Below are 25,207 nucleotides of genomic sequence, written 5' to 3' on the forward strand. Positions count from 1 at the left end.
CGAGGAAAGCGTGAGTGGAGCCTTGTGGATACCGCACTGGTACGGGTTCGGCGTGGGCGCGCATCCAGGTCCGCTGCAACTGTCGGCACCACGGTCATGATCAAGACCCGACCCGGTCTGCGCGCTGATCTCGTGACCTTAGGCAGGGGTGTGGTGCCGCCTATGTAAGCGGTTCTTCTCGGAACCTGCTGTTCGACGGGCGTCGTAGACCATGGTGCGCAGTGTTTCGCTTGTCACAACAAAGGTCGTAGTTTAATTACGATTAGTGTCGCATTTAGTGGCGGGCCGCTCTTGGCAACACGGGGAGAGGCAGACGACCGCTCAGGGATGCTATGTATGAAGGACGGTAAATGAGCCCGCAATCAAATCAACGCACTTTACTTGCAATTGGTCCGCTGTTCGCGATTGCGTCGGTCGTGGGACTCGCGGCAACGGCATTCGCGTACACAGCAGGGTGGCTTACGCCCCGCCGGCTTACACCAGATAAGTTGGTCGCCGCATTGGCACCTCCAAGCGGCCAGGCGCTCGGGCATCGTCGCAATCACATTAAGGGCATTTGTTTCACGGGCACCTTCACTGCAAATGGCGCGGGAGAGGCGCTATCAACAGCAGAAGTTTTTACCCCGGGTCAGTACCCCGTCGTAGGACGCTTTAATGTACCAGGCGGCGACCCGCACATGCCGGACGCTATGGCGCAGGCGCGAGGGTTCAGCATACGCATCACCACGCCACACGGTGGCGATTGGCGCAGCGCTATGCTGGACGCGCCGTTCTTTGCAGCGTCCTCGCCACAGGCGTTTTACCAATTCCTAAGCGCCGCAGGCAGCAAAGATCCCGGAACCATCAAGAGTTACCTGGCTGCGCATCCTGAGACGTCTTCTTTCATCGCCTGGGCAAAGACACATCCGCGCACGGAGAGCTGGACCGAAGACCGCTTCAACAGCCTGAACTCGTTCTTGTTTATCGACAACGCGGGGGTCAAGCACGCGGTACGTTGGTCGCTGATCCCTTCTGCCACGCCAGTACTGCTTTCACCGGACCAACTTGCAGCTCGCCCGCCCGATTTTTTGCAAATGGACATTGCTCAGCGTGTCGGCACTGCTCCGCGGCACTGGGAGATGGTGCTAACCGTCGCCAATCCCAACGACCCGACGGCGGATCCAACCAAGACTTGGCCCGCTGACCGACGGACCCTAGATGTGGGTACGCTAGCCGCGAATCACGTCGAAACGGAAAGCGACGGTCCCTGCCGCGACATCAACTTTGATCCAGCCGTCCTGCCTGCCGGCATCACCACATCGGACGACACCTTTCCAGCCGCGCGTTCCGCTGCATACCGTGTGTCCTATGACCATCGGATGGCTGAAGCCAAGAACTATCCTCGCGGAGGAGCGCAATGACAGCTATCAAGCGATTTACCGCTCCGCAACGGCTACTCCACTGGGGCATGGCGGTCTGCATAGTCGCCATGCTGTTCCTCGGCGTTGGCATGATCTCGACTGTCACGCCGAAGTGGCTGACGCTGGTGCAGATCCACAAAACGCTTGGGATCATAGTCTTGCTACTCGCTTTACTGCGCCTGCTGCTCCGCATCCGGTACACATCGCCGTCATTACCACGAGACATGCCGGTGCTGATGCGGTTTGCCGCAGACTCGTCGCAATACGTGTTCTACGCGCTCATGCTCAGTATGCCGTTGCTCGGCTGGGGGATGCTCTCTGCCGCGGCACATCCAGTGGTTTTATTTGGAAAGGTGCATCTGCCCGCGATTGTTCCGGTCAGCGCAGCGCTGTACCCGCTGCTGCAGCGTGCACACTCCGTCCTCGGCTACGCCTTCTTCGCTCTCATCCTTATGCATACTGCAGCACTGCTGTTCCACAAACTAGTGCGGAAAGATGGCGTCTTCGAAGCCATGGCACCCGTTGTCACGGTGAACCAGAAACGCGAACTGGATGCGAAACACGTCTGAGCAATCGTCGGGCTGCACTTGAATCCCGGAATTGCGGTACTTTCATTGTTTTTCCTAGACTTAACTGCCGGTTTACGGCACTGAAATCCCGGAGTATTGCACTAAGATCCCGGACGAAGATCGGGTGAAAGTTTTCCGGGATTTGAACGCAGACGTGGCCCAAGTGGGAGGCTGCAAAGGAAGCAGACTGGCAATCACCTAGACGACACGAATTGAATTTGGGGCTTTGCTAACGTGAGGGATTGGTTCCGACTAGGGTATGTTGTTTCGACATACCCCCTGATTGTACTTTGAGAAATTATCTGTCGTACGGGCCCTATCTCTCAATGTCGGGGGCAATCCTCAAAGCCACCTGAATTTGTGGTGACGGCACGTGGATTCGTTGGGGTACAACCAGGACGCTCCCACGCACCAGCCCAACAACAACTACCGGAACAAAACAGACGACAACGAGATAATCACGCTACAGGCCAGAGCCGAAATAGTTCGAAGCTACAGCGCTGGGGCACATCACGATGTCGCCCACAATGCAAAACCACCTTGAATCGCATTGCTATTCGCCCCGCAGGAAGTGCCGTTCGGTAGTTTCTTCATGAGTTTGGCATTGCCGCCCCCGAGCAGGACAGAATCACACACCGTAGCGGCACGTAAGAGCGCAACAATTTTCAGCACGGATCTGCGCCACGCCTTCTTGCCACGTCGCTCGAGCCCAGCTTGGCCGATGTACTGCTCATAGGTGCGGCCGTTTTTGTATGGAAGATGAGCCAGTTCGAGGGGGATGATAGTGCCGTCGAAAATGAGACAGGAGCCCAGACCGGTACCAATACCAAGGAAGAGCATCCGACCGCCCCGGTAGCCGCCCAGCGCCTGCATGGCAGCATCGTTGAGAAATCGGATTTGCTTGCCGGGGAAAGCTTCTGCGTACGAGAAGTCGACCCATCCGGCAGCGAGGTTGTGGGGTTCGGCCAGGGGACCGTTCTTCCCGACAGGCCCCGGATAGCCGAAGGAGATAGCGTCGTACTCCCAACTCGCGGTGACGGTGCGCACCTGATCGACCATATCTTGAGCGGTCATGTCGGGCCCGGAGACGATTTTGAGGGGGACAACATGGTCGCTTGAGGCCACCTTGACGTGAGTGCCACCTATATCAACAACTAGAATCTTCATCAAGAGTAGGATGCTCCCGAGTTACGCCTTTACGGGTGTCATTTATTTGCGACGGTGGCGTTTCCGAGATGAGCGTCGCCTCTTGCGATGACGCCCGCGCTCAGAACATCGGCCTAGACTGCATATCTTTCTTCCGAAAATCAAGGATCCGCTGCTCGTGTCGATCCGGGTGCTGCTCTCTCCATAGCTTCAGCAACAGAGGCGGCATGGCGGAAAGGACTACCGTCGTGCGGTGCACCTTCGCATGACAACCCGGGCAAAGCGAGATCATCGGGTGCAGTACGGACCTTCCGGGTACGCGGTGATGCACGATGATGGAACGTTTGATACGCCGCGGAGCGTCGCACACACGGCAACGGTACTGATCACGTTCCAGCACCGCTTCACGCAGGCCGCCGAAGCACTCGTCATCCTGCCGGCGCAGTGTGTAGCAGGTGGCGCACTCCCGAGCGCGAGGATCTCGTCCCGTCCGCAGCGGCGGTGCAGCGCTCCTTGTGTAGATATCTTCACGCCAGCCCCTCCTCACATCTAACGAAGCGTAATGAGAGATGCTTCTACCGAAGCACTTCGGCTCGCACTAGGTCCTCAATGCCGAGAGCGATATCAGCTTCGATCCACCCACGCTTCCACTCCTCGGTCCGGAAGGTGTCGAAGGATATGCCTTCCCTGCGGGCCTGGCTTCCTGTTCCGAAGAACGGCAAGGAATCCTGCTGGATGGTGGTCCTTGCCCACGGCTTCTTGATCTCACAATCGGCATCCGTCCATCCACCTTGCCAGCTTCGAGTCGCCGTGAGGCTATAGGGCTGGTTCTCGTGGCGCGCAGCATATCCAGCTTCATACTCTTCTGGCTGCTGTGCGATCTGCCCGGCGGGCTCTTGCGCCATGTGCTCGGGATTCCCCATAACCACCTCCCTGTCTGGGCTCATTGTTCAGCCCAAAGATTCAGCTAGTCCATTCTAATTCGCCGTCTCTTCGCCTACCTGCAAACTTGTGACTTGATTCGACATTTGCATTGCCGATTCAGAAGGGAACGGCTTTCTTGGCAGTGGGAGGGTCATAGGCAGGCACACGCGTGGCCAGGAACACGCCGGGCTAGCCCGCGAGCCACACTCCGCAGCCATCAGCAGAGGGCATCAAAGCAGCCATGTCGACAACCACAAGCGCCGGTTTATTGATGTTCCGCCGTAGCGAGAGAGGACTCGAAGTCTTTCTGGTCCATCCGGGAGGTCCTTACTGGCAGCACAAGAACTTGGGCGTCTGGACGGTGCCGAGAGGACAGGTCGAGGACGGAGAAGATCTGCTGACCGCTGCGCAGCGCGAGTTCCAGGAAGAGACCGGGTTTATGGCTGCACCGCCGTCGCTCGGTTTACGGTCAGTACGGCAGAAGAGCGGCAAGACGACACATGTCTGGGCATTCGAAGGAGACTGCGATCCTGCTGGCCTGGTGAGCAACACCTGCAGCATCGTCTGGCCGCCTCGCTCCGGGCAGGAGATCAGCATTCCGGAAATCGATCGCGGCGGTTGGTTCACCTTGGACGAGGCGCGTCCGCTTATCCGCGAAGAGCAGCGCGTGCTTCTTCAGCGACTCGGCGACGTCCTCGCCGCACCCGAGTCAAGCATCAATGCTCCCTGAGTACAACGTATTCTGAGTCACGCTTCCGACAGAGGTGGCACCGACTCCGTGCCGCCGAAGCTGCGAAACAAGGACACGACTCGATCGCATGCATCAGGCGCATAGAACATCTCGGTATTCACCATCGTGTCAGCCGTCATCTCCCTCATGCGCGCAAACATCTCCGCCTCATACGCTGCGATCGCAGCGGCGGGAGTGTCGTCGGTAAGCAGCAGCTTCGACAGCACCAGGGCGTCCAGCATCGCCATGTTGACGCCTTCGCCTGCGTAGGGTGGCATGACGTGTGCTGCATCCCCGATGAGAGTGACGTTGGGCTTCGGTTCCCAGTGCTGCTCTTTCGGACAGACCAGGAGCGGCCGCCAGACCGTCGACACCGCTTCCCGGAAAAGCGGTTCCCAGATCTCGCTCCATCCATCGAAGTTGGCGCGGAACCACGCAACACGCTGTTCCGGCCCGACAGCTTCTTCTAAGCTCCGCCGCACCGCTGTGTCATGAGTCTTCAACCCCGCATACAGCAGCACACTTCCATCCGGCTTCGTCCCCATGCCAATGGTTCTCTCGTTCCCCAAAGCGATCAAAGCCGATCCTCCAAGGAGTTCCCACAGCTTCGGTATGGTCTGCTGCGCCGCCGGAACCAGTCCTTCTACGAGCGACACGCCAACGTACTCCGGCCGAATGGGCGTGACCAGCTCACGCAGGCGGGAGTTCGCGCCGTCACTACCGATCGCGATGTCGGCAACCGCGGTCTGCCCACTCCCGAAACGGAGCCCCACCAGCTCTCCGTCCAGCTCCGCAGACTCCAGCTTGCAGTCCCATTGCACCGTGCCAGGCCGGAGCGAATCCAGCAGAAGATCTCGCAGCGGGCCGCGTTCGATCTCGGGTCGTTGTCCTGCGCCGGACTTCTGGCGGGGATGGTCGTGGAGAACAGTTCCCTTCTCGTTGGTAAGGCGCAGGCGATCAAGGTCCGGGCGGTGGTTGGCCCAGAATGCATCCATCAAGCCGGCAGCCTCCAACGCCGCCAGACCAGAGTCTTCGTGGAGGTCCAACGCGCTGCCCTGCACTCGCGCGCTCCGGCTCTGGTCTCGTTCGTATACCGTAACGCTCGCTCCGCCTTGCTGGAGCAGCCGAGCTAGCGTAAGGCCGCCTGGCCCTCCGCCCACAATGGCGATCTTCTTCCCGCTGATGGCACCCATAGACCTTTAGCCTAATCGCCACACGGCTGGAGAGCTTGCCGCGCCCAACGCCGCCGCCGAGCCGGCCTGCGGCGACGAACAACCCGACACCGAAAAAGTAAAGGCGCTCGCGCTCGAAGTGGGGCCGGAGGTCTCGAAGGAAGATCAGCTTCTTTGTGACTCCGAGATCAATCAGAATCACGCAGAGATCAGCACTCAACAGCTCGAAATTGACAAGCAGCTGCTGACTTTGTGTTCCGGTCTGATTGTGTTGAGTCTTACGTTTGCAAAAGACGTGGCTCCCAAGCATCCCGAACAAGTTTCTCTGCTGATTGCCGGATTATCCATTGTTGCAGCCTGTATCTGCTGTGTGCTTTTCTCCTTCCGTTGGAGCATCGCTGGGCTGGAGAAGGCTCAATCATATTGGCGCGCCAGACGTGAGGATACCTATGGCACGCACTCGTTTCCCACTAAGCACAATGTAACGATTAGGTTCGTCAACGTAATGTCCTGTTGGCTTTTCGGGGTAGGATTTGCCTGCATCACTCTGTTTGTGACTTTGAACATAACCAAGGAGATAGACATGGGAGTGAGGCCTCAAGACTTCGTCAATAAAGTTCCGGTTGACAGTGCACCTGACAGAGGCGATACGGCGGGACTTCCGATCAAGACTCCGATAACGCAACCGAGCAGACCGGCTAAACCCTAGACGTACAAGTGCCGTCCGGCGTCACCGAGGGGGGCCAGCTCTAACACATACTCCTGGTTGCGCTCGGAGCATCGGGACCATCCGACGAGCCGCCTCAACGCGACCGCTTAGAAGATCCGTCAGCCGATGTGGCCCGCCGGTTCGGGAAGTCCCTGTGTTGATCGCAGGTGGGTACCACTCCGTTTTCCCGTTTGCGTTCCAAGAACCGTTGACGACTTTATGAGTGGTCGTGTCGGAACTTATCCTTGATTCAACAGATATCAAGCTTATTGCCTTGCCTTATAGATAAACAAGCTTTTAAGGTTGATGCTAGCCTTATCACTCGTTAGCATGGGGTATGGCAAAGTCAGCATCAAAAATTCCCTCGGATCGCTTTATTGCGCTCATCGGCGACATGGTCAAGTCTCGCGATTACAAAGGGACAACGCGTTTGCACATACAGGAAGCCTTCAATCGCTTCATTGCGCGTTTAAATCGGACATACCGGCCGTCCATCCGGGCGTTGTTTACGGTGACTTTAGGAGATGAGTTCCAAGGCCTGGTCCAAGATCCGGAGATCATTCCTGACCTCCTATGGGAGGTCCAACGCGAGCCTTCCCTTCCTCCTTTCCGATTAGGCCTTGGGTACGGCCGCATTGATACAAAGATTCCTGCACGTGCCATCAATCTGGACGGACCGGCGTTTCACAACGCGCGCGCGGCAATCCAACAAGCCAAAATCGACGGTATTACGGGGGCCGTGTTTCAAGGATTCGGAAAGCCTTGCGACGTTATCGCGAACGGAATCGCGCGCATGCTCGAACTTCAGATGGATCGCCGTAGCGAGAAACAGTTGGAGATCATGGACCATCTACGTCATTCTGGAAGCCAACGAGAGGTCGCTGCCGCGATGCAGGTAAGTCCCCAAGCCATAAGCGAGCACAAGAAGGCCGCAGGATGGGAGGCCTTCCGAGCGGGGGAGGCGGCCTTGCGGGAAGCCCTTCTTCTTGGAAGCAGAGAGTTCACAACATGAGCTTCACGTCTTTTGTACACGCACACCTTCAGGCTGTTGTCCTCCTCGCATACGCCGCTCTGGCTTGGGTGGGCGTCGGCTATCTCTGGTTCCCGGATCTGTCAGATACGAAGCAAGAGCCTTCGCGGCTTTTGTCTCATTGGCTTCTGTGGCTCAGTGTTCGCAGCATTCTTGCCGGCGTCCTGATATCCCTCGCGTCGCGCCAAAGCGTTTGGATTGCCGCTTACACAACACTCATGAGCGTTCTATTCTCCTTCGTCAGACGCTGGCTATTGCCACGGCAATATGCCGAAAGCGAGGCGACAGGCATTCTGATTTACTTTGGCGGCTTTGTCTGGTTAGCAAGAGCGACCTCAACCCACCCACGGTTTTGGGGTGTATTCGGCTTCGATCCGGGCCATGTGGCGGCTGTGCTTCTGATCATTTCTATTGTGATTTATGTCGAGGTGGGAGGCACAAACATCGTGCGCGGTCTCCTTGAAAAAGGGCGAGTCCTTCCAGAGTTTGCGCCGGCAGCAAAGGCCAATCCCCCGGTTACTTCGGAAATGCTGACGAGCGAGCGCCCTTCCGAAATGGGCGATCAACTTTCGGCAATAAAGGATGCCGAGGAGAGACAGGACCTTGACCGCGAGGAATACAATCACGGCCGATTGATCGGCAATGCAGAACGATTGCTTCTCCTTGCACTCGTAGCGATCCAGGCCTACCAGGCCTTAGCGTTCTTGATGACGGCCAAGGGTCTCTTCCGGGCGAAAGAGCTTGAAAATAGGAAGTTTTCCGAGTATTTCCTGGTCGGCACACTTGTCAGCAGTGGGGTTGCCGTGGCTGCTGGCCTCTTCATCCAAATGATTCTTAAACTCTGCTGGTGACTACGCTCTGCCTCAGAACCCGCTGCCGTATGACGTGGTTAAACTTGCAAGCGCCTGACTGACTTGAACAGCAAGTCAGCAACCCTAGAAAGCTCTAAGTGCGATGCGGTTCACGTTAGCTTGGGCCAGATCCTTCGCAACGCGATGGAGCTGCGCTTGGGTTTGGCGACGTTGCGCCTGCCAGACAGACACCGTTTGCCGCAAGGCTTGAGGTCCAGAGCGAAGAGTGTTCTGCAGCGTTTGACGCTTCTGCAAGAACTCCCGATCGAGCGCATAGATATCTCTGGGATCGACCGGTAAGCTCGGATCGAAGCGGAAGCCAGCTTCCTTGCTTCGACGCCAGGCAACTAGTGTGTTGACCTTTACCTTCCCGAACCCTTTGATCCCCGAGATGAGGCCCGCGTCGATATCCCACGCATCTTCGATGTTGAAGCCTCGCAAATCCGCCTTATACTTTGGACCGATCCCCGGGATGACTTCGTCCTCGATGCGGAACCGTTCCAAATAGTGCTGCCGCTGCTTCTGCTCCCTAGCCGCCTGCAGCGCTGCAAGGCGCTTGGCCTTTTCCGGTTCAAGTCCTTGATAGTCGGCTTTGGCACGTTCCAGCTTCTTGCGTTCGCTCGCGAACTCCGGAGGGATTATTGCGGATTTGTCCAGAGCTGACTCCACAGCCCGATAGTTCTCCTCCGCGTCCTTCTGTGCTTGATAGAAGGATGCGACTGGTCCCGCTCCTTTCCGCCAAAGAAGTCGGCCTACGAAGAGCGACACCGCGATGACAGAGATCGCGGCAAGAGGAATGAGGGTGGTGAACTACCAGAACCGGCACCTTGGACTTGTGGCCCTAGAATGAGACAAGGCGAGGGCATCAGAAGGGTTCGATGGGCAGGTCAAGCAATCCACCGCGAGTGGCACTCGTCGTTGAGACGTCGACGCAATTTGGACGGACGCTTCTCTCCGGCATTGCTCAGTACGTTCGCGAGTGCGGACCGTGGACGGTGATGTTCACCGAGCGAGCCGTGAACGACCGGTCTCCTTCGTGGCTGCGGGAATGGGATGGGGATGGCATCATCACGCGTGTCGCGTCGCCGGACATTCGCGAGATCGTTGCCAGCAAACGCATCCCGACGATTGATCTGAATGAACAGACTGCGGACATGGGCATTCCACAGATCGCCAACGATCATGGGTCTGTTGGCAAGCTGGCGGCGGATCACCTGCTGGAGCGCCGCTTCATCCACTTCGCGTTCGTAGGCCATGCCGGTCATCCGTGGTCGGACGAGAGAGCGACTGCCTTTGCTGCGACTGTGGAGGCGAAGGGTTTCTCGTGCGCGGTCTATGGACACCGCGAGCTGGGCATGGCGGCGCTGCGTGAAGGTGCGTGGAACACCGAGCTGGACCAACTGACGGAGTGGATTAAGGGGCTGCCCAAACCCGTTGGCATAATGGCGAGCACAGATTTTCGTGGTTTGCAGGTGCTTACCGCCTGCCGGATGGCCGGGCTGGCTGTGCCGATTGAAGCTGCGGTGATTGGTGTGGGGGCAGATGACATCGCATGTGCGCTCTCGGATCCGCCACTCTCGAGTGTGGAGCTGGGCGCGTGGCAGATGGGCTACGAAGCGGCGAGGCTGCTGGACAGCATGATCAGCGGCGAACGTGTGCCCCAGAACTATGTGCGACGGATGCCGCCTGCGGGCGTAGTGGTGCGGCGATCGACGGATGGCGTTGCCATCTACGATCCCTCGGTCGCCAAGGCTGCCCGGTACATTCGGCAACATGCGTTGAACGGCATTCGCGTGCCCGACGTGCTGAGCCATGTCGGCGTATCGAGGACGACGCTTCAGGATCGATTCAATCGCGAACTGGGCGAGTCGATCCATGACCTGATCGCGAAGGCTAAGCTGGACCGTGTACGGGAGTTGCTGGTGGAGACAAACCTGTCGATCGCGGAGATAGCGGTGCGTTGCGGCTTTCGGCACGTTGAGTACATGACCGAGATGATGCGGCAGCGCACGGGGCAGACGCCGGGCAGTTACCGGGCGCAGCATTCCGTTCTTACTACACGACGGCACTAGGCCGGGCGATTCCGTTGAAAACCTTAATTGGTTTAGATCAATAGCCGGAAGCGACGCGCAGCGGGACCGCCCCGTGACGGACGATGGTGGATATCGCTGGATTTGCAGCGTCAATTCATCATTACGAAATGATCTTTTCGCTACTCTTCCCTCGCTGAACATTTCAACGAAAACCTTAGCGTCCAGCAATTCGACATGGCGCTGCTCGACATTCCGAGTCTTTTGCGGATGGACGACTCAGCCGACACGGATGCTGTCCGCAGGATTTCTCTCGGGGCATTGATGCATAAGAAATTTGGCTTGCTTTCTCTTTCAGTCCAGGCAGTTCTTCTGGCTTCCCTGGCTTCGGCGCAGGTACAGGGCGGCATCATCACCGGCACGGCAAGGGATGCGCAGGGTGCTGCGATTGCGTCTGCCACTGTTGGCATCCGGAACACCGCAACGGGTGAGACCACGGAGCTGATCACGAACCGCGGTGGCAGCTTCTCGAGCGCCACGCTGCTGCCCGGCAGCTATACGGTCACCATTACCGCGCCGGGCTTCCGCACGGTGACGCAGGACAACCTGGTGCTGCAGGTAGGTGGTAAGAGCGCGGTGAACCTGACGCTGCCTGTGGGCTCTGCGGCGGATGCCGTGGAGGTTTCTGCGGCTGCGCCTGCCATGGAGACGACGACGGGCACGCAGGGAACGGTAGTCGAGGCGCGCGCGATTCAGGAGTTGCCGCTGAACGGTCGCAACGCTCTTGCTCTGACGCTTGAGACGCCAGGTGTCCGTTCGAATTCCTCCAGCAATCCGCAGGGGTTTGCGGATCGCGGCACGTCGCTCGCAGCCATCGTCATTAATAACGGTCCGACGGCGATGAACGCAAACCTGCTGGACGGCGCAAACAACCTGAACAACTTCTCCGGTGAAATTGCGATCAACCCGCAGGTCGACGCCGTGCAGGAGTTTCGCGTGCAGACCGGCTATATGTCATCGGAGTTCGGTCTTACGGCCGGCGGTGTCATCACGCTTGCTTCGAAGTCCGGCAGCAATGCATTCCACGGTGACGCATACGAGTTCTTCCGTAACGACTACCTTGATGCGCGTTCGTACTTCCTCGATCCCACCACGAAGAAGCCACCACTTCGCTACAACCAGTTTGGCGGCGCCGTGGGTGGTCCCGTGCTGAAGAACAAGCTGTTCTTCTTCGCCAACTATGAACAGTTCAAGTACGTAACGAGTGCCGTCTACATTGCATCAGTTCCCACGCTGAAGCAGCGGACCGGAGACTTCAGCGACTTGCAGACCTGCAGTACTATCTCGGGTCGAGCGGTGGCTACCCCTGTGCTGATCTACGACCCGAGGACGACTGTCGCCTCCGGCAGCAGCTTTCGGCGTACGCAGTTTGCCGGGAACAAGATCACTCGCGCGCTGGATCCCGTTGCGGTTGCGATCCAGAATGCAATCTATCCTGAACCGAACCGCGTTTCGACCGATGCGTGCCAGCAGATTTCCAATACGAATAACTTCCAGAGCGTGAAGCAGAATGTGCGTTCGATGACACAGGCGCTGGGTCGGTTTGACTATCGCATCTCGGATCGGCAGAGCCTGTTCGGACGCTATGGCTATTACGTGAACAATACGGATAACGGCAGCACCAACGGCTCTTACCTGCCGTCACCGATCATCGCGAAGCGCAACGATGCCTTTGGCAGTCAGAGCTTTGTGGTTCAGCACACCTACACGATCTCGCCTTCGACGATCAATGAAGCGCGCATCGCGCTGACCCGTACGACCTTCCCGTTCGTAGTCGCGAACTACAACCAGGACTGGCCCGCGAAGCTTGGCTTTCCGTCGAATGTGCCGAACTTCGTCTTTCCCACGATCACCGGCACCGGCCTGCCCGCGGTGAACGGACAGGTGGGACAGCGGAATACATCAAATCCTCAGATTGGCGATACGGTTACGATGACGCACGGGCGGCACAACATCCGGTTCGGCGCAACGGCGCAGCATAGCCAGTCGAATAACTCGCAGATGACCACGCCCTCGGGCAACTTCAGCTTTTCGAGTGCCCTAACGAACCAGCCGAACGCCACCGCCGGCAGCGGATCAGCCTACGCCAGCTTCCTGCTGGGTGCCGTGCAGAGCTCAACTATCGTCGTTTATCGTGAACCGGGATATTGGAATTTCCTGGCTTCGGGTTTTGTGCAGGACGACATCAAGTTGACGTCTCGCTTCACGCTGAACGCGGGTCTGCGGTATGACTTCCAGCAGACGCCTCGCGAGCACCACGACGGCCTAAGCAACTTCGATCCGAATGGCATCAGCCCCAGCGTCGGCAAGCCCGGTACGACTGCCTATGCGACGGTGGGTGGTTTTGGCCGGACGTTCACCGGCGACGACTACAAGAACTTTGGCCCGCGTCTTGGTTTTGCATGGGATCTGCTGGGCGACGGTAAGACGTCTTTTCGCGGTGGCTTCGGCATTTACTACGTCAGCCTGAACAACCAGTTGTTCAACCAACCGACCTCTGGCTTCTCGTCCACGACGACGTCGTATACCTCGACGAATCCAGGAATTGTGCAGGCGTCTCAACTGTCCGCTGGCATTCCATCGACACCGCTGCAGCCGCTTGGCGCAGCGGGTGGTCCAGACTTCTTGCTGGGCCAGTCCATCTCGTACGTGCAGCCCAAGGCAAGTACACCGACCTCGCAGCAGTGGAACCTCAACATCCAGCATGAATTTCGCGGCGGCTTTGTCGCCGAGATTGGGTATCTGGGCAATCACGGTGTCCACATGATCAGTGGCAACTACAACATGAACGTGGTGCCGACCTCTGCCCTGGCGTTGGGCGATTCGTTGAAGCAAACCGTTGCGAATCCGTACGCGGGCAAGGTTCCCGGAACGCTTGGTGCAGCCACCATCACGCGCCGCCAAAGTCTGCTGCCCTTCCCGTACTACAACGCCATTACGGTCACCAGTCCGCGCGATGGCAACTATCACGGTGACTCCATGATTGCCGCAGTGCAGCGCCACGGCACGCGGGGTTTGACGCTGTTGGCCAGTTACACTTTCAGCAAACTCCTGAACAATGGCATTCAGAATCCCCTGGATGGCTACATCGGTGTTGGCGGTGCGGGCGGTACGGTTACTCCGCAGGACTCCAACAACCGCGCGGCAGAGTACAGCCTGGATCCTACGGACATCAAGCATCGCGTCGTGGCGAGCGCACTCTACGAACTGCCCTTCGGCCGCGGCCGCAGTTTCCTGAATAGTGGCAATGGCTTCGTCGACCGCATCGTCAGCGGCTGGCAGGTCAACACCGTTGTCACAGCACAGAGCGGACTGCCGCTAAGCATCTCCGGCGCAAATAATAATCTGGCAACGCGGCCGAGTTTCGCTCCCGGCAAATCGGCGAAAGACGTCAACAAGTCGAGTCGGAGCATCAACTCATGGTTCGATACGTCTGTCTTTGTGAATCCGGATAACTGGACCTTCGGCAATGTGCCCCGCGTGCTACCGAATGCGCGCGGGCCGAAGTACGTCAACATGGATGCGTCCCTCTTCAAGACAACGCGGATCAGCGAGAAACTTCGCCTGCAGCTGCGCCTGGAGAGCTTCAACACCTTGAACCATCCAAACTTCCTGGCGCCCAACTCAACATTTGTTCCTGCTGCGGGCAACAACGGGACGAACACCAGTTCGTCCTTCGGCCAGATCACCTCGGACATGCAGCCACGCAACGTACAGCTGGCCGCGAAGTTCCTCTTCTAAGCGGGCGGCAGGCTCGCACGACTCTAGCCCGGGTAACTCCCCGGGCGGGCCCTTTTCCGATCCACCCGCGAGGAATACCTGGAGGCTTACCTGATGATCTCGTACAAGAACCTGCTTGCTGCCGCGTTGCTGCTACCGCTCACCCTGCATGCCGCGCCCAGGCGTCATGTGCTCGTGATGTCGATCGACGGCATGGGTGCGCAGTATCTAACGCAGGCCGACAAGTACGGATTGAAGATTCCGACGCTGCGTCAGTTCAAGCGCGAGGGAGTGTATGCGGATGGTGTGATTGGCGTGCTGCCCACGATGACCTATCCCAGCCACACGACCATGATGACGGGCGTTACACCCGCTGAACACGGCGTGTATGCCAATCAGAAGTTCGATCCGCTGGGAACATTACACGGCGAAGCTATTACCGAGGCCGACACCATCAAGGTGAAGACGTTGTGGCAGGCCGCGCATGATGCCGGTTACACGACCGCGAGCGTTGGCTTTCCTGTGACGACAGACGCTACCGGCATCGATTGGCTGATGCCCGCAAATGGCATCTTTGAGGGTCGCAGTGAGGACGGTGCCGCAGCTGCAAAGGCCGATCCGAATCGCCACTATGATCATCCCGCGGGACTGCGTGAGACGCTCGCGCCGGATGTCGCGGAGATGCACGCTAGTGACCTTGAGCAGACTCGTGTCGCATGGACCATTGCCATTCTGCGGCACTACAAGCCGAACCTGATGACCACGCATCTGGGCGATCTGGATCATGCGGAACACACAACCGGCCCATTCAGCCAGGAGAGCCTGGCGGCGCTGGAATATCTTGATGGTCGCATCGCCCTGCTGATCGCGGAGGAGAAGAAGATCGATCCCGATGCGGTCATCGTCATCGTCTCCGACCATGGTTTTGAGCCGGTCGAAAAGACCTTTAACCCGGGCGTGCTGCTCACCGAGGCTGGTCTGCTGCAACCTGCTGCTGCAGGCGCACCGGGAGACTGGAAGGCTTCCTTCTGGAATACCGGCGGCACGGCAGCCATCGTGCTGAAGGACCCGACCGATAAGGCGGTCCTGACGACCGTTGATGCGCTGTTGCAGAAGGCCGCTGCGAATCCTGAGTACGGTATCGCGAGCGTTCTCAGGAAGGCCGACATCGAGAAGACGGGTGGCTTCCCTACCGCTTCGTTCGTGATTGAGATGAAGCTGAGCTTCAAGATCGGCAACGGCCGCAAAGGTGCCGTTGTTACCGACACCCCACACACCGGAACGCATGGCTACCTGCCCCAGCGCCCCGAACTTTACGCTTCGTTCCTGATGATGGGACCGGGCGTCGTCAAAGGTAAGGACGTCGGCTTGATCGACATGCGGCAGGTTGCGACGACGCTTGCGGATCTGCTGGGAGTGAAACTCTCAAGCGGTGCAAAGGCGAAGGCAGTCGCGTACGCAAAGTAAAGTGTGCGGAGTCGTGGGTGCCCTTGCCCAACCCTCGCGCAAGAAGACACACCGGCAGCATGCCTCCTACATCAAGATCATGCTCCCGAACTTTGGAGCCCAAAGAGGCGATGAGATAGCGCGAGATCAACTACCTACCTGACCAGCGGGTCTAACCTTGAACGAGCCGCACTGAACAGGGCGGACTGGCCTACGATCTGGTCCCACCGTTTGAAGTCAAACCCACGGACGGCTCCGGCTCCGTTTCGATAAAGGCGATTCTGTAAGCGTGCTTGATGGGCAGCAGAAATCCGCTCACGCTAAGCCCGGGTGGCATCGGGGTGCGCGAGCGTGAGGCGGTCTGTCATACCTACTTCACGGCCGCAAGGCGGTTTGTCGTCTCGGCCGGGCACTCGCTCTCTGAGCCCCTCGCCTATTTCGCAGTTTAACCGCCTGAGGCGTCGATGGCTGGGATCCGCCAAGGCATTCTCGATTGGCGAGAACAGGCCAATGCGCTCATTGAGCCTCTGAGCCAATCAGCATCACCATAAGTTTTGACAAACGCCCCGTCATTATCTGGCCGATTCATCAGGCAGCATTTCACAAGGGACACCTTATCGAAGATGTCTTTCTCGTGAAGAGTCACCGCTCCGAGCACTACTTTCCATCTCAAGGAAGCCCCATCTTTCGGTCGTTCTTTTCCATACGGATAGGTAACCATTCCCAATAAGTGAGGGATCGCCACAGCCATTCGAACGGGCCAAGTTGATATGCCCGCAACCATAAAGAACTCAGGACGATGTTCAAGGCCCACACAACGAGCATCACGCCATGATGCTCGAGATACGTAAGCTTTCCGAACAATGCGAAAGGACTCCACAAGAAGAGCCACTGACAGATCATGCTTGTCAGGAGGTAGTTCGATAAGGCAGTCTGGCCGACGTCGGCCAGGACTGCTTTGACTGCGGTTGCCCGATCTGACTGAATGAAGAGCATCAGGAGGGAAAGCATCGCGATTCCAGACACGAGCCTCAAAGGCTCGTATTGGACATAGAGACACTTGTAGACAACAATGAAGTTAAAGCTGCTTCTGTAAACCTTCCACAAGGTCAAACCATAAACCGGTGCCGAGAGCAGTAGCCCGGACGCTGCGGTCGCCCAGTACCACGATCGAGGCAATTTTCCTGTCAGGAACCCCGCCTTGTAGAGCCCCATACCCAAAAGCATGGCGCCTGTCGCCTCCATAACGATGAACACTCTCGAGACCGACAACTCTGTAATGAGAGCATGCGCTTGTCCTTCAACCGTCTTACGGTAAGGCTGTCGCCCCGACGGGCCGCCGTCATAGCTTGGAGGGACAACGGCGTGGGTCACTTCGAGCTCGCGCCACTGAAGCTCTATCTTTTCTTGAGCTCCCGTAGGACGCACCCCGGAAGCGCGCAGAGCTGCTACCCGCCCTGCTTCGTCATGGAGGTCGACTTCGCCGGCGAATCCAAGGAAGTATGGCAGCAACGGAGAAGAGGCGCAGGTGAGCAGTACCCCAGCAAGCAAAAGGTTACGAGCTTTGAGCTTTCGGCAGGGGTAGAGAAAGAGCAATCCGGACAGGCCGTAGGTGAGAAGGATATCACCTGCCCAGAGAAATACCCCGTGAAGAATACCTAGTAGGCAGAGCCATAGGTTGCGGCGAAAGAATGTTTCGGCCAGTCGATCTGCATATCCCTTCTGCTCGGCTCTCTCGCACATTAAGAAAAAACCGACGCCAAAAAGGATCGAAAAGAGAAGCCTATCCTTGCCTTCAGTCGTGATCCATTTGAAGAAAAGCAGAGCAAGGTCAAGGGCGAGATGACCATTCACGAATGTTGTGTCCGGCAGCCCCTGTGGCACCTCATACATCGTCTCTGGTCCAGAGAAAATGTCAATGTTCGAAAACAATATCCACAATAGAGCGATGCCTCGCAGGATATCGATCGAGGTAATCCGCTCCCGGCGCGGCGTGGGTCGTGCGAATTTCACAGACAATTGAGGTCTAGCTTCGTACGTCAAGAACAGGTCTCTTTCACAGTTCTAGGCAATAACACGTGCCTGTCTCAGAGCAAGAAACTGAAGCAAGCAGCGGTTTATTGCCTACAGATGAGAGCGAGCGTATGCCGCGATCACTCGTCGGCGTACACCTCGCTAGTTGTCGAAGTGAAGCCGTATCCTGTCTTGCGCGAGATCCGACGCTATTCACTGTTACTATCCGACGCCTAAGGCCGTGTGTTCAGGGGTGGGCGTCGCGATTCCTCGCGATCTGCGTCACACGGCCATTAGGGGACATTGTTCGGGCGATTATTAGAACTAGCATTCTCACTTCTTTCATTTCGAACGCTTCTCGTGAGATCGGACCAATGGGCTAGCTGTCCTAGCAAAGCTTGCGTTGACTCTTCTAGGACGCCAACAATTCTGTACTCGACGTGGCGGATCGACCCTCCAACGTCAGTGCGAATCACGATGCCCGCGGTTTCCAAGCTGTGTAAGGTGTCGATCAGCATTTTCTTCGTGGCTTCGGGGATGAGGCGCTGCAGTTCGCTCACGCGCACCGGACCATTCTTCATGGACACCAGGATCCGCAGCTTCCATTTCCCACACAAGAGGGACACAGCGCTATGTGTTTTTTCGTTGTACCCTTCGTCAGCGCGTGACACTGGTCCCTGCTCCTGTGGAAGTTGCTGCTTCGGAAATCTGAAAGAGGCTTGTCAATGCGTCGACTGGGACCGTCAAGATTGGAGATGCAGCATTCTCGAGCAGACGATAGGCAAAGCTCGTGTGCACATGCCGCCGTAAGAAAGAAGCGGGCTGAACTCCGAGCACAATGAGATTCGAGGACTCCCGTGTGGCTGCCATCAGGTCGCGCTCCGAGACGATCCTGGAGATCTCAGCATCCACGTCAAACCATGCCGATGGAAGCGCCGGATTGGAAGCCCTGAGTTGGCGACAAAACTCTGCCGCGGCATCGGCGATCTGCGCTTCGCTGTTTCTAGCGGCCTCTGGAACGATCTGATATAGGTCGGCCTGCACGCCGAACGCTCTGGCAAGCTCGAATGCGTACGTTGCAGCAGGGATCGAGGCGGCACTAAAGTCTGAGACGTAGATGACCCGGCCAAATCGGAGCCTTCGCTCAGAGGCTTCGAGAACTTTCCGGCCCACCGCTAAAACGAGGTGCCTAGAATTAAACATCAACGCTTCCGTCTTGGAGCCCAGCAGAAAGTGCGCAACTCCTTTCCGCATTCCTTCGGTACCGATAACCAGCATGTCAATCGATCGCTCGTCTAGGAACTTGATGATTGCGGAGGTGACGGAGGTCTCGGCGACAACAACGTCCGCTGCGATACCTGGATAGCCCGTATCCGCGTTGAAAATTTCCAGCGACCGTTGAGCGATCTTGCGCTCTCGACTCGGTATATGATCGAGCGCCTCAACAGCTTGACCGTGAGGTCCGAATTCAAACACGTGTAATGTGCCGAGATCACTGCCAAAGCGGTCAGCGATTCCCCGGGCGAACTTCAGTGCCAGCTTTGAATTCTGGCAGAGGTCTGTCGCCAAGAGAATTCGGGCGAATCTCTCATGCAGCCATCGCTCTCCATCCCTTGATATAGCGCCACACGTTTCGATACAGACTGGCATATTCATCACATCTCTTCTTCTGATAGTGGGAAAAGGCGCCGACCCGCGGGAACAGGTCGGCTGTAGCCGAGTGGACAAGCGTATTTAGAGCGACTTCAAGTCCAGAACAAAGCGGTACTTGACGTCACCCTTGACGACGCGATTCCAGGCGTCTTCGAGCTTGTCGAAGGTCGTCATTTCGATGTCCGAGACGATGTTGTGCTTGGAGCAAAACTCCAGCATCTCCTGCGTCTCTTTGATCCCGCCCGACGCCGAACCGGTCACGCGTTTCCGCCCCATCGCCAATGCGAATGCGGGGGCCCGCAGCGGCTCGGACGGAATTCCTACCGTGCAGTACACGGCATCTCGTTTCAAAAGAGACAAGTAAGGGACGATATCGTGAGGAGCAGAAACACAGTCCAAGATGAAGTCGAACGACTTGGCATGAGCGGCCTGCCAACCCTCCCCTTTGGTCAGAATCACCTCGTCAGCGCCGAGGCGCTTCGCGTCGTCCACCTTGCCATTCGAAGTGGTGAACTGAATAGTCTGCGCACCCAAAGCATGGGAGAACTTCAAGGCCATGTGCCCTAGTCCGCCGAGACCGACAATGCCGACCTTACTGCCTGGTCCGACTTTCCAATGCTTGAGTGGTGAATAGGTCGTGATGCCGGCACAGAGTAAGGGTGCGGTCGCCGCCAAGTCCAGGTTTGCGGGAACATGGAGTGTGAAGGCTTCATCCACAACGATGTTGTTGGAGTAGCCACCGAACGTAATCTTGCCGTTTTGATCCTTAGCGTTGTAGGTCGGGAGTACGAGATCGCGATCGCAGTAGACCTCTTCGCCATCTTTACAGGATTGGCATTCCCGGCAGGAGTCGACGAATGTTCCGACCGCTGCCTTGTCACCCACCTTGAATTTCGTAACAGATGAGCCAATTGCGCTGACGGTCCCAACGATCTCGTGCCCCGGAACCATCGGATAGATCGCGTTACCCCAATCATTGCGGGCTTGATGAATGTCCGTATGGCAGACGCCACAAAACTCGATGTCGATGAGAACGTCTGAAGAGCCAAGCTTGCGGCGTTCGAAGTCGAAGGGCGCTGCTGCGGTGGTTGAAGAGTGAACGGCATATCCGTGCGTTGGTGTCATTGTGAATCTCCATAGGTTGTGTTGAGGATTGAAGGCTTGCGCTCTTGACGAGCGGTTAGGTTTGCTGTCCTTGAGGGATGAGCGCCAATTTTCCGTCGCTGAACCGGCCTTCCAGAAGCCGATGAGCTTCAGGCGCATCCTCGAGGGTGAATGTTTGAACACGGCTTGGACGGAGCCAGCCATCTTCGATACCGCGCAGGACCTCGGACGCTCTACGGCGCATTTCCGAGGGATTGCTGATGTAGGCAAAGACTGATCCAGCGGCGACACGCGCCGCTTTATGGATCAGTGCCTCCATCTCTACTGGGCCAGGCGCGCCAGAGGCGAACCCGTAGGACACTGCCGTCCCGCGAGGAGCGAGCGAAGCAACCGATTCACTGAAGGTCTTCGCGCCAACCGCATCAAATACCAAGTCCGCACCGTGACCTTCGGTGGCATCCAGAACCTTCTCTCGAAATGATTCCCGAGAGTAATTGATGAGGGTATCGGCACCTAGCTTGCGCGCAATCTCCAACTTCTTGTCGGTGGATGCTGTCGCGATAACGCGTGCGCCGAGATGCTTCGCCCACTGCACCAGTACCTGTCCTACTCCTCCTGCGGCAGAATGAACCAGGACCACATCGGACGGCGCGATCGTCCTGTACTCGCGAATCAAATACTGCGCAGTCACACCTTGGAATAGCAGTCCTGCGCTGATAGCGAAGTCTTGAGGTATCGGTATCAGCTGATCAAAAGGGACCAACACCACGTCCGCATACGAGCCGAAATTGTTGATCCACGCAACTCTCGCACCGGGACGGGGCGCCGCGTCACCAGCCCCTGCTTCAATCACCGTGCCGACGCCTTCGAATCCTGGGGTAAAGGGACGCGGCGCGCTGATTACACCCTGTCTCTGGTAAACGTCTAAGAAATTGATGCCAGCTACTTCTACACGTACGAGCGCTTGACCAGCAGAAATCTGTGGCGTCGCCACTTCCGTGACTTCAAGTACAGATGGTGCACCAACATTTAAAACAATAATTTTGCGCATGTTGACTCCTTGTAGGGCAATTTCGTTGCCGATCGCGTCAGACTATGTGGATTGAATTCACAACCCGAATTGCTCCCCCTGAGATCGATAGTCTCGAAATCCAACGAGGAGTTCTTCTTCGGTACTCATGACGAAAGGGCCACGAGCAGCAACGGGTTCACGAAGAGGTTTTCCCGCAAAAAGAAGGGCCCTCAATCCGTGATCGTCTGCGCTTAGGAATGCGGCGCTCACGTTCTCGCTTTGTGTGAACCAAGCGATCTGGCCCGCCCTGACATTTACAGTGGGGGAACACACTCTGGCGTTACCCTCAAGAAGCACGACGAACGCGTTGAATCCCGGCGGTATCTCATGCTGGATCTCCGCGTCAGGGCCAAGCCGCAGCTCGACCATCATGACGGGGGTGTGATTGGTCGTTGGGGCTTCCGTTGTACCGGACCTTCCGGAAAAGACGCGTGCTTCGACTCCAGGTTCTTTTCGAACGGGCATAGCTACGGCGTGGAGCGTCTGCAAATGAGCGGAGACTTGTTTCTCTTCGCTCCGCAAATTGATCCAAAGTTGCAACGCATGAACTGTTTGACCATCTACTGGCTGTTCATTGTGGATCACACCCTTACCTGCGGTCATCCACATCGCGTCTCCCGCAGCGATGGTTCCCATGTGACCGTGGTTGTCATAGTGCTCTATGCGACCCTCGAGTACATATGTAACTGTCTCCATCCCCCGGTGCGGATGCGGATCAAACACTCCTTTGGGAAACCAGTCTTCCATTAGCAAGAGAAAGGGGTCCGTCTCAACCCAATTACCTGGAGAGATGAGGGGACGAACGCGATGCTTATCGTTCATTCCCCCCTGCACTGAAGGACTGTCTATACGAACTACGCGTCGTGATTCGAGAATGACATTCATGTTGTTTCCTTCCTTTCTTCAGCACATGCGTTGAGTGATTCAGTCGTGGGGGGAGTTGCAAACGAAGAGGTTCAGGTGCAAGCGTGGTCGTGCTTGATTAGTTCGCCTGCACGTTCTCCAATAACGACGCATGGCGCCATGGTGTTCCCCGTCGTCACGCGCGGCATAATGGAAGCGTCCGCAATGCGGAGATTCTGGATGCCATAGACTCTCAGGCGGCTGTCGACAACCGACATGGAGTCGTGGCCCATCTTGGCCGTCGACGTCTGGTGCCAGTACGTCAGGGTGGAGTTCCTCACAAACTGGTCCATCTCTTGTCTGGTGAGTTTTCCGGGGGCAACTTCGCGTTTAGAAAACGCTCGAAGAGAAGGCGAGTTGCCGATCTCCTGACAGATCTCCACGCTCCGCATGAGTGCCTGAAGATCGTCGGGATGCTCCAACGTGTTTGGTTGGATTTGCAATGGGTCCAATGGACCCGGTCCGGTCAACCTGATGTACCCTCTGCTCTTGGGTCGAACGAGCCCGGCATATAAAGACCAACCGCGTTGTGGCAGTGAGTACCGGTTGGCTATTTCTGGGCTCCCAAATGGAAATTCCAGTTGACATGGTTGTAGATCGGGAGTCGGGACAGATGGGTCGCTCTTGCAGAAGAATGTTGCTTCGCAGCCGTTATTCCGGACAACAACATCTCGCTCTGACTCCCAGATGCAACTTGCCGCTCCAACGTGATCCTGGAAGTTCTGCCCAACGCCTGGAAGGTGTTGAATGACCGGGATTCCGTGGCGCTGGAGTTCCGTCTCATCTCCAATACCGGACTGCATCAAGATTTTGGGTGTATGGAACGCACCCATTGACAAGACGACTTCGCGCTCCGCTCCAATCCGTAACGCCTTGCCTTCGAGGACGACTTCAATGCCGCTCGCTCGCTTTCCTTGAAACAACACTTTGGTGACTAGCGCATTTGGAACGACGGTCAGATTTGGGCGATCCATAAAAGGAAGAACGTATGTGCGAAAGACGGAAAGACGCTTCCCGTCCCGAAGTCTCGTGTCGACGATGGAGGCACCACCGTCACCTTCCATCATGATTCCGTTGGGACTATCGAATGTTGGGATGCCAACGCTCTTTGCTCCATCGACCATCGCCACGGCCATCGGATGTGGATTCGGTGCAGGCTGTACAAATACGAGTCCGCCGGTTCCACGGTGACTAGGATCGGGCGTGCCGTGCCAATCTTCGATGCGCTTGTACTGGCAAAGTACGGAGTCGTAGTTCCAAGCTGCATCCCCGGACGCTTCGGCGAAGTAATCCCAGTCACTCTTGTGACCGCGAGACCAAATCATTACATTGATGCTCGATCCACCGCCCAGTACTTTGCCGGTAGAAAGCACGAGCGACCGATCGTTCAGCTGCGGAATAGGTTGTGTTTTGAAAGCCCAATCTCGGTCAGACCCAAGGTTCGAGGTCCACTGGTTGGCTTCTTCAACTGCAGGCAGGTCGTCAATTCCGCCGGCCTCCAACAGTAGGACACTTGCCCCGTCAATTTCAGCGAGTCGACGAGCCACGACCGACCCGGATGATCCGGATCCACAAACAATAAAGTCGTAGTGGGCTCGCAAGTTCGACCTCAAACTGGCTTGATTGCCTTCTACCCGACTCATGAGCGATTCGGATTCAGACGTTTGCGGCTGATCGGTTTTGTTGTTCAAAGTCGTTCTCCTGTCATGGCAGCGAGGTCGCTGCGTGAGGCATACGTCCTGCTTTGCCACCAAAGCGAGCGCAAAAGAAAGACGATGATCCGCGAACCCACTGCTGCAGCAGGTGTGGCAAAGCTTTCTAATGAGGTAAAGGACACAGTGAGATGACGTTTCATCACCTCACTTAAAAACAGCTCTTTCTACGGAACGCTCCACCCACCGTCGATGATGAGTTCTGTGCCGGTCAGGTAGCTTGCCTCGTCAGAGCAGAGGTAGAGAGATCCATATGCAACTTCTATCGACTCGCCAGGTCGACCCATCGGGATTTGCGTTCGCATCTCGTTGAGTTTTTCGTCGGTCACAACTCCGGTTGCGAAGTCGGTATTGATGGATCCCGGATGGACCGAGTTCACACGAACTCCGCGCTTCGCGTATTCCATCGCGACGGACTTCGTCAGAAGACGCACCCCGCCCTTCGATGCTTGGTATGCCGTCGATCCCGGCACACCGATGTTGCCGAATAGCGAACAGACATTCACGATCGCGGCGCCCTTATTCTTCAGCAGTTCGGGCATCGCCGCAAGCATTCCCAACCACTGCCCATCGAGATTCGTGTGCAAGATCTTGGACCACAGATCGGGTGGCGTGCACTCTAGGCCTTTGTCGCTGTAAATAGCCGCATTATTCACGAGACTCGTGAGCTTGCCGTAGTGTGAGACCGCCGTTTTGACGGCGGATTCCCACTGTTCGCTCCTAGTCACATCGAGATCAACGTAGATAGCCCTTCCGCCCTGAACCTCGATATCCTTGGCTAAAGGTGCACCGAGATCGCGCCTAACATCGGCGAGAACTACGTCCGCTCCCTCAGCAGCGAAAAGTCTGGCATGAGCCTCACCAATTCCTCGTGCGGCTCCCGTTATCAGCACGACCTTTCCATCCAGTCTGTTTGGCATCTTTTCCTCCATGCTTACCTTCCGACAAGCGTCGGAACAACTT

20 protein-coding genes are annotated in these 25,207 nt (G+C 57.0%); 8 read left to right on the forward strand and 12 right to left on the reverse strand.

Annotated features, from left to right (window positions below; genetic code table 11):
- The first annotated feature begins 350 nt into the window (after positions 1 to 350).
- Both BLW03_RS05135 and BLW03_RS05140 read left to right on the forward strand, forming a co-directional pair.
- Entirely contained in the window at positions 351 to 1,400 is a 1,050-nt protein-coding gene (locus BLW03_RS05135; RefSeq protein ID WP_074652649.1) for a catalase family peroxidase, read from the forward strand.
- Entirely contained in the window at positions 1,397 to 1,969 is a 573-nt protein-coding gene (locus BLW03_RS05140) for a cytochrome b (RefSeq protein ID WP_074652650.1), read from the forward strand. Before BLW03_RS05135 ends, BLW03_RS05140 begins: the two co-directional genes overlap by 4 nt.
- A 510-nt stretch (positions 1,970 to 2,479) precedes the next feature.
- Here BLW03_RS05140 and BLW03_RS05145 read toward each other — a convergent pair.
- Both BLW03_RS05145 and BLW03_RS05155 read right to left on the reverse strand, forming a co-directional pair.
- A complete protein-coding gene (locus tag BLW03_RS05145; protein WP_074652651.1) occupies positions 2,480 to 3,136 on the reverse strand; it encodes an ROK family protein in 657 nt (218 codons plus the stop codon).
- 554 nt (positions 3,137 to 3,690) lie between these two features.
- Positions 3,691 to 4,038, reverse strand: coding sequence for a hypothetical protein (locus BLW03_RS05155; protein WP_074655784.1), 348 nt, complete (start codon positions 4,036 to 4,038; stop codon positions 3,691 to 3,693).
- A 242-nt stretch (positions 4,039 to 4,280) separates the two neighbouring features.
- Between BLW03_RS05155 and BLW03_RS05160 the strand changes: the two genes are divergently transcribed.
- Positions 4,281 to 4,769 (forward strand): NUDIX hydrolase, encoded by a 489-nt coding sequence (locus BLW03_RS05160; protein ID WP_074652652.1) that lies wholly within the window; start codon positions 4,281 to 4,283, stop codon positions 4,767 to 4,769.
- Positions 4,770 to 4,786: 17 nt separating this feature from the next.
- Here the strand turns inward: BLW03_RS05160 and BLW03_RS05165 are convergent, their stop codons facing one another.
- On the reverse strand, positions 4,787 to 5,962 hold the full coding sequence (locus tag BLW03_RS05165; protein WP_074652653.1) for an FAD-dependent oxidoreductase: 1,176 nt from the start codon (positions 5,960 to 5,962) through the stop codon (positions 4,787 to 4,789).
- A 1,025-nt stretch (positions 5,963 to 6,987) separates the two neighbouring features.
- Between BLW03_RS05165 and BLW03_RS05175 the strand changes: the two genes are divergently transcribed.
- Both BLW03_RS05175 and BLW03_RS05180 read left to right on the forward strand, forming a co-directional pair.
- The gene (locus BLW03_RS05175) at positions 6,988 to 7,662 is read left to right on the forward strand and encodes a SatD family protein (protein WP_074652655.1); all 675 of its coding nucleotides are present in this window, start codon (positions 6,988 to 6,990) and stop codon (positions 7,660 to 7,662) included.
- Complete coding sequence (locus tag BLW03_RS05180) at positions 7,659 to 8,531, forward strand: hypothetical protein (protein ID WP_074652656.1); 873 nt, start codon at positions 7,659 to 7,661, stop codon at positions 8,529 to 8,531. The genes BLW03_RS05175 and BLW03_RS05180 overlap by 4 nt, the downstream gene beginning before the upstream one ends.
- Positions 8,532 to 8,615: 84 nt before the next feature.
- Here the strand turns inward: BLW03_RS05180 and BLW03_RS05185 are convergent, their stop codons facing one another.
- A complete protein-coding gene (locus BLW03_RS05185; protein WP_074652657.1) occupies positions 8,616 to 9,200 on the reverse strand; it encodes a hypothetical protein in 585 nt (194 codons plus the stop codon).
- A gap of 209 nt (positions 9,201 to 9,409) precedes the next feature.
- On the opposite strand from BLW03_RS05185, the gene BLW03_RS05190 reads away from it, so the two are divergent.
- The 3 genes from BLW03_RS05190 to BLW03_RS05200 all read left to right on the forward strand — a co-directional run bounded on the left by BLW03_RS05190 (position 9,410) and on the right by BLW03_RS05200 (position 15,808).
- Positions 9,410 to 10,603 carry a XylR family transcriptional regulator gene (locus tag BLW03_RS05190; protein WP_074652658.1) on the forward strand — a complete coding sequence of 398 codons (1,194 nt, stop codon included), beginning with the start codon at positions 9,410 to 9,412 and terminating at the stop codon, positions 10,601 to 10,603.
- Between the two features lie 300 nt (positions 10,604 to 10,903).
- On the forward strand, positions 10,904 to 14,362 hold the full coding sequence (locus BLW03_RS05195; protein WP_170834973.1) for an outer membrane beta-barrel protein: 3,459 nt from the start codon (positions 10,904 to 10,906) through the stop codon (positions 14,360 to 14,362).
- Positions 14,363 to 14,455: 93 nt separating this feature from the next.
- Positions 14,456 to 15,808 (forward strand): alkaline phosphatase family protein, encoded by a 1,353-nt coding sequence (locus BLW03_RS05200; protein ID WP_083350343.1) that lies wholly within the window; start codon positions 14,456 to 14,458, stop codon positions 15,806 to 15,808.
- Between the two features lie 648 nt (positions 15,809 to 16,456).
- Here BLW03_RS05200 and BLW03_RS05205 read toward each other — a convergent pair.
- The 8 genes from BLW03_RS05205 to BLW03_RS05240 form a co-directional block, all read right to left on the reverse strand.
- Positions 16,457 to 17,830 (reverse strand): DUF418 domain-containing protein, encoded by a 1,374-nt coding sequence (locus BLW03_RS05205; RefSeq protein ID WP_139285107.1) that lies wholly within the window; start codon positions 17,828 to 17,830, stop codon positions 16,457 to 16,459.
- Positions 17,831 to 18,093: 263 nt separating this feature from the next.
- Positions 18,094 to 18,471, reverse strand: a complete 378-nt coding sequence (locus BLW03_RS21315; protein WP_074652661.1) for a winged helix-turn-helix transcriptional regulator — start codon at positions 18,469 to 18,471, stop codon at positions 18,094 to 18,096.
- Positions 18,458 to 19,369: a universal stress protein gene (locus BLW03_RS05215; protein ID WP_170834974.1), complete on the reverse strand. Its 912-nt coding sequence runs from the start codon at positions 19,367 to 19,369 to the stop codon at positions 18,458 to 18,460. Before BLW03_RS05215 ends, BLW03_RS21315 begins: the two co-directional genes overlap by 14 nt.
- Positions 19,370 to 19,534: 165 nt before the next feature.
- Positions 19,535 to 20,578 (reverse strand): NAD(P)-dependent alcohol dehydrogenase, encoded by a 1,044-nt coding sequence (locus tag BLW03_RS05220; RefSeq protein WP_074652663.1) that lies wholly within the window; start codon positions 20,576 to 20,578, stop codon positions 19,535 to 19,537.
- Between the two features lie 55 nt (positions 20,579 to 20,633).
- On the reverse strand, positions 20,634 to 21,608 hold the full coding sequence (locus tag BLW03_RS05225) for a quinone oxidoreductase family protein (RefSeq protein WP_074652664.1): 975 nt from the start codon (positions 21,606 to 21,608) through the stop codon (positions 20,634 to 20,636).
- 57 nt (positions 21,609 to 21,665) lie between these two features.
- A complete protein-coding gene (locus BLW03_RS05230) occupies positions 21,666 to 22,514 on the reverse strand; it encodes a pirin family protein (protein ID WP_074652665.1) in 849 nt (282 codons plus the stop codon).
- Positions 22,515 to 22,585: 71 nt separating this feature from the next.
- The gene (locus BLW03_RS05235) at positions 22,586 to 24,223 is read right to left on the reverse strand and encodes a GMC family oxidoreductase (protein ID WP_244501969.1); all 1,638 of its coding nucleotides are present in this window, start codon (positions 24,221 to 24,223) and stop codon (positions 22,586 to 22,588) included.
- 188 nt (positions 24,224 to 24,411) lie between these two features.
- A complete protein-coding gene (locus tag BLW03_RS05240) occupies positions 24,412 to 25,176 on the reverse strand; it encodes an SDR family NAD(P)-dependent oxidoreductase (RefSeq protein WP_212733141.1) in 765 nt (254 codons plus the stop codon).
- Between the last annotated feature and the right edge of the window lie 31 nt (positions 25,177 to 25,207).

The sequence above is a fragment of the Terriglobus roseus genome (genome assembly GCF_900105625.1).
GTDB classification, from domain to species: Bacteria; Acidobacteriota; Terriglobia; order Terriglobales; family Acidobacteriaceae; genus Terriglobus; species Terriglobus roseus_B.

Excerpts from the sequence above, each read along its gene's own strand:
- BLW03_RS05135 (WP_074652649.1), top strand. The coding sequence starts at position 351 with ATGAGCCCGCAATCAAATCAACGCACTTTACTTGCAATTGGTCCGCTG.
- BLW03_RS05140 (WP_074652650.1), top strand. The coding sequence starts at position 1,397 with ATGACAGCTATCAAGCGATTTACCGCTCCGCAACGGCTACTCCACTGG.
- BLW03_RS05145 (WP_074652651.1), bottom strand. The coding sequence starts at position 3,136 with ATGAAGATTCTAGTTGTTGATATAGGTGGCACTCACGTCAAGGTGGCC.
- BLW03_RS05155 (WP_074655784.1), bottom strand. The coding sequence starts at position 4,038 with ATGGGGAATCCCGAGCACATGGCGCAAGAGCCCGCCGGGCAGATCGCA.
- BLW03_RS05160 (WP_074652652.1), top strand. The coding sequence starts at position 4,281 with ATGTCGACAACCACAAGCGCCGGTTTATTGATGTTCCGCCGTAGCGAG.
- BLW03_RS05165 (WP_074652653.1), bottom strand. The coding sequence starts at position 5,962 with ATGGGTGCCATCAGCGGGAAGAAGATCGCCATTGTGGGCGGAGGGCCA.
- BLW03_RS05175 (WP_074652655.1), top strand. The coding sequence starts at position 6,988 with ATGGCAAAGTCAGCATCAAAAATTCCCTCGGATCGCTTTATTGCGCTC.
- BLW03_RS05180 (WP_074652656.1), top strand. The coding sequence starts at position 7,659 with ATGAGCTTCACGTCTTTTGTACACGCACACCTTCAGGCTGTTGTCCTC.
- BLW03_RS05190 (WP_074652658.1), top strand. The coding sequence starts at position 9,410 with ATGGGCAGGTCAAGCAATCCACCGCGAGTGGCACTCGTCGTTGAGACG.
- BLW03_RS05200 (WP_083350343.1), top strand. The coding sequence starts at position 14,456 with ATGATCTCGTACAAGAACCTGCTTGCTGCCGCGTTGCTGCTACCGCTC.
- BLW03_RS05220 (WP_074652663.1), bottom strand. The coding sequence starts at position 20,578 with ATGACACCAACGCACGGATATGCCGTTCACTCTTCAACCACCGCAGCA.
- BLW03_RS05225 (WP_074652664.1), bottom strand. The coding sequence starts at position 21,608 with ATGCGCAAAATTATTGTTTTAAATGTTGGTGCACCATCTGTACTTGAA.
- BLW03_RS05230 (WP_074652665.1), bottom strand. The coding sequence starts at position 22,514 with ATGAATGTCATTCTCGAATCACGACGCGTAGTTCGTATAGACAGTCCT.
- BLW03_RS05240 (WP_212733141.1), bottom strand. The coding sequence starts at position 25,176 with ATGGAGGAAAAGATGCCAAACAGACTGGATGGAAAGGTCGTGCTGATA.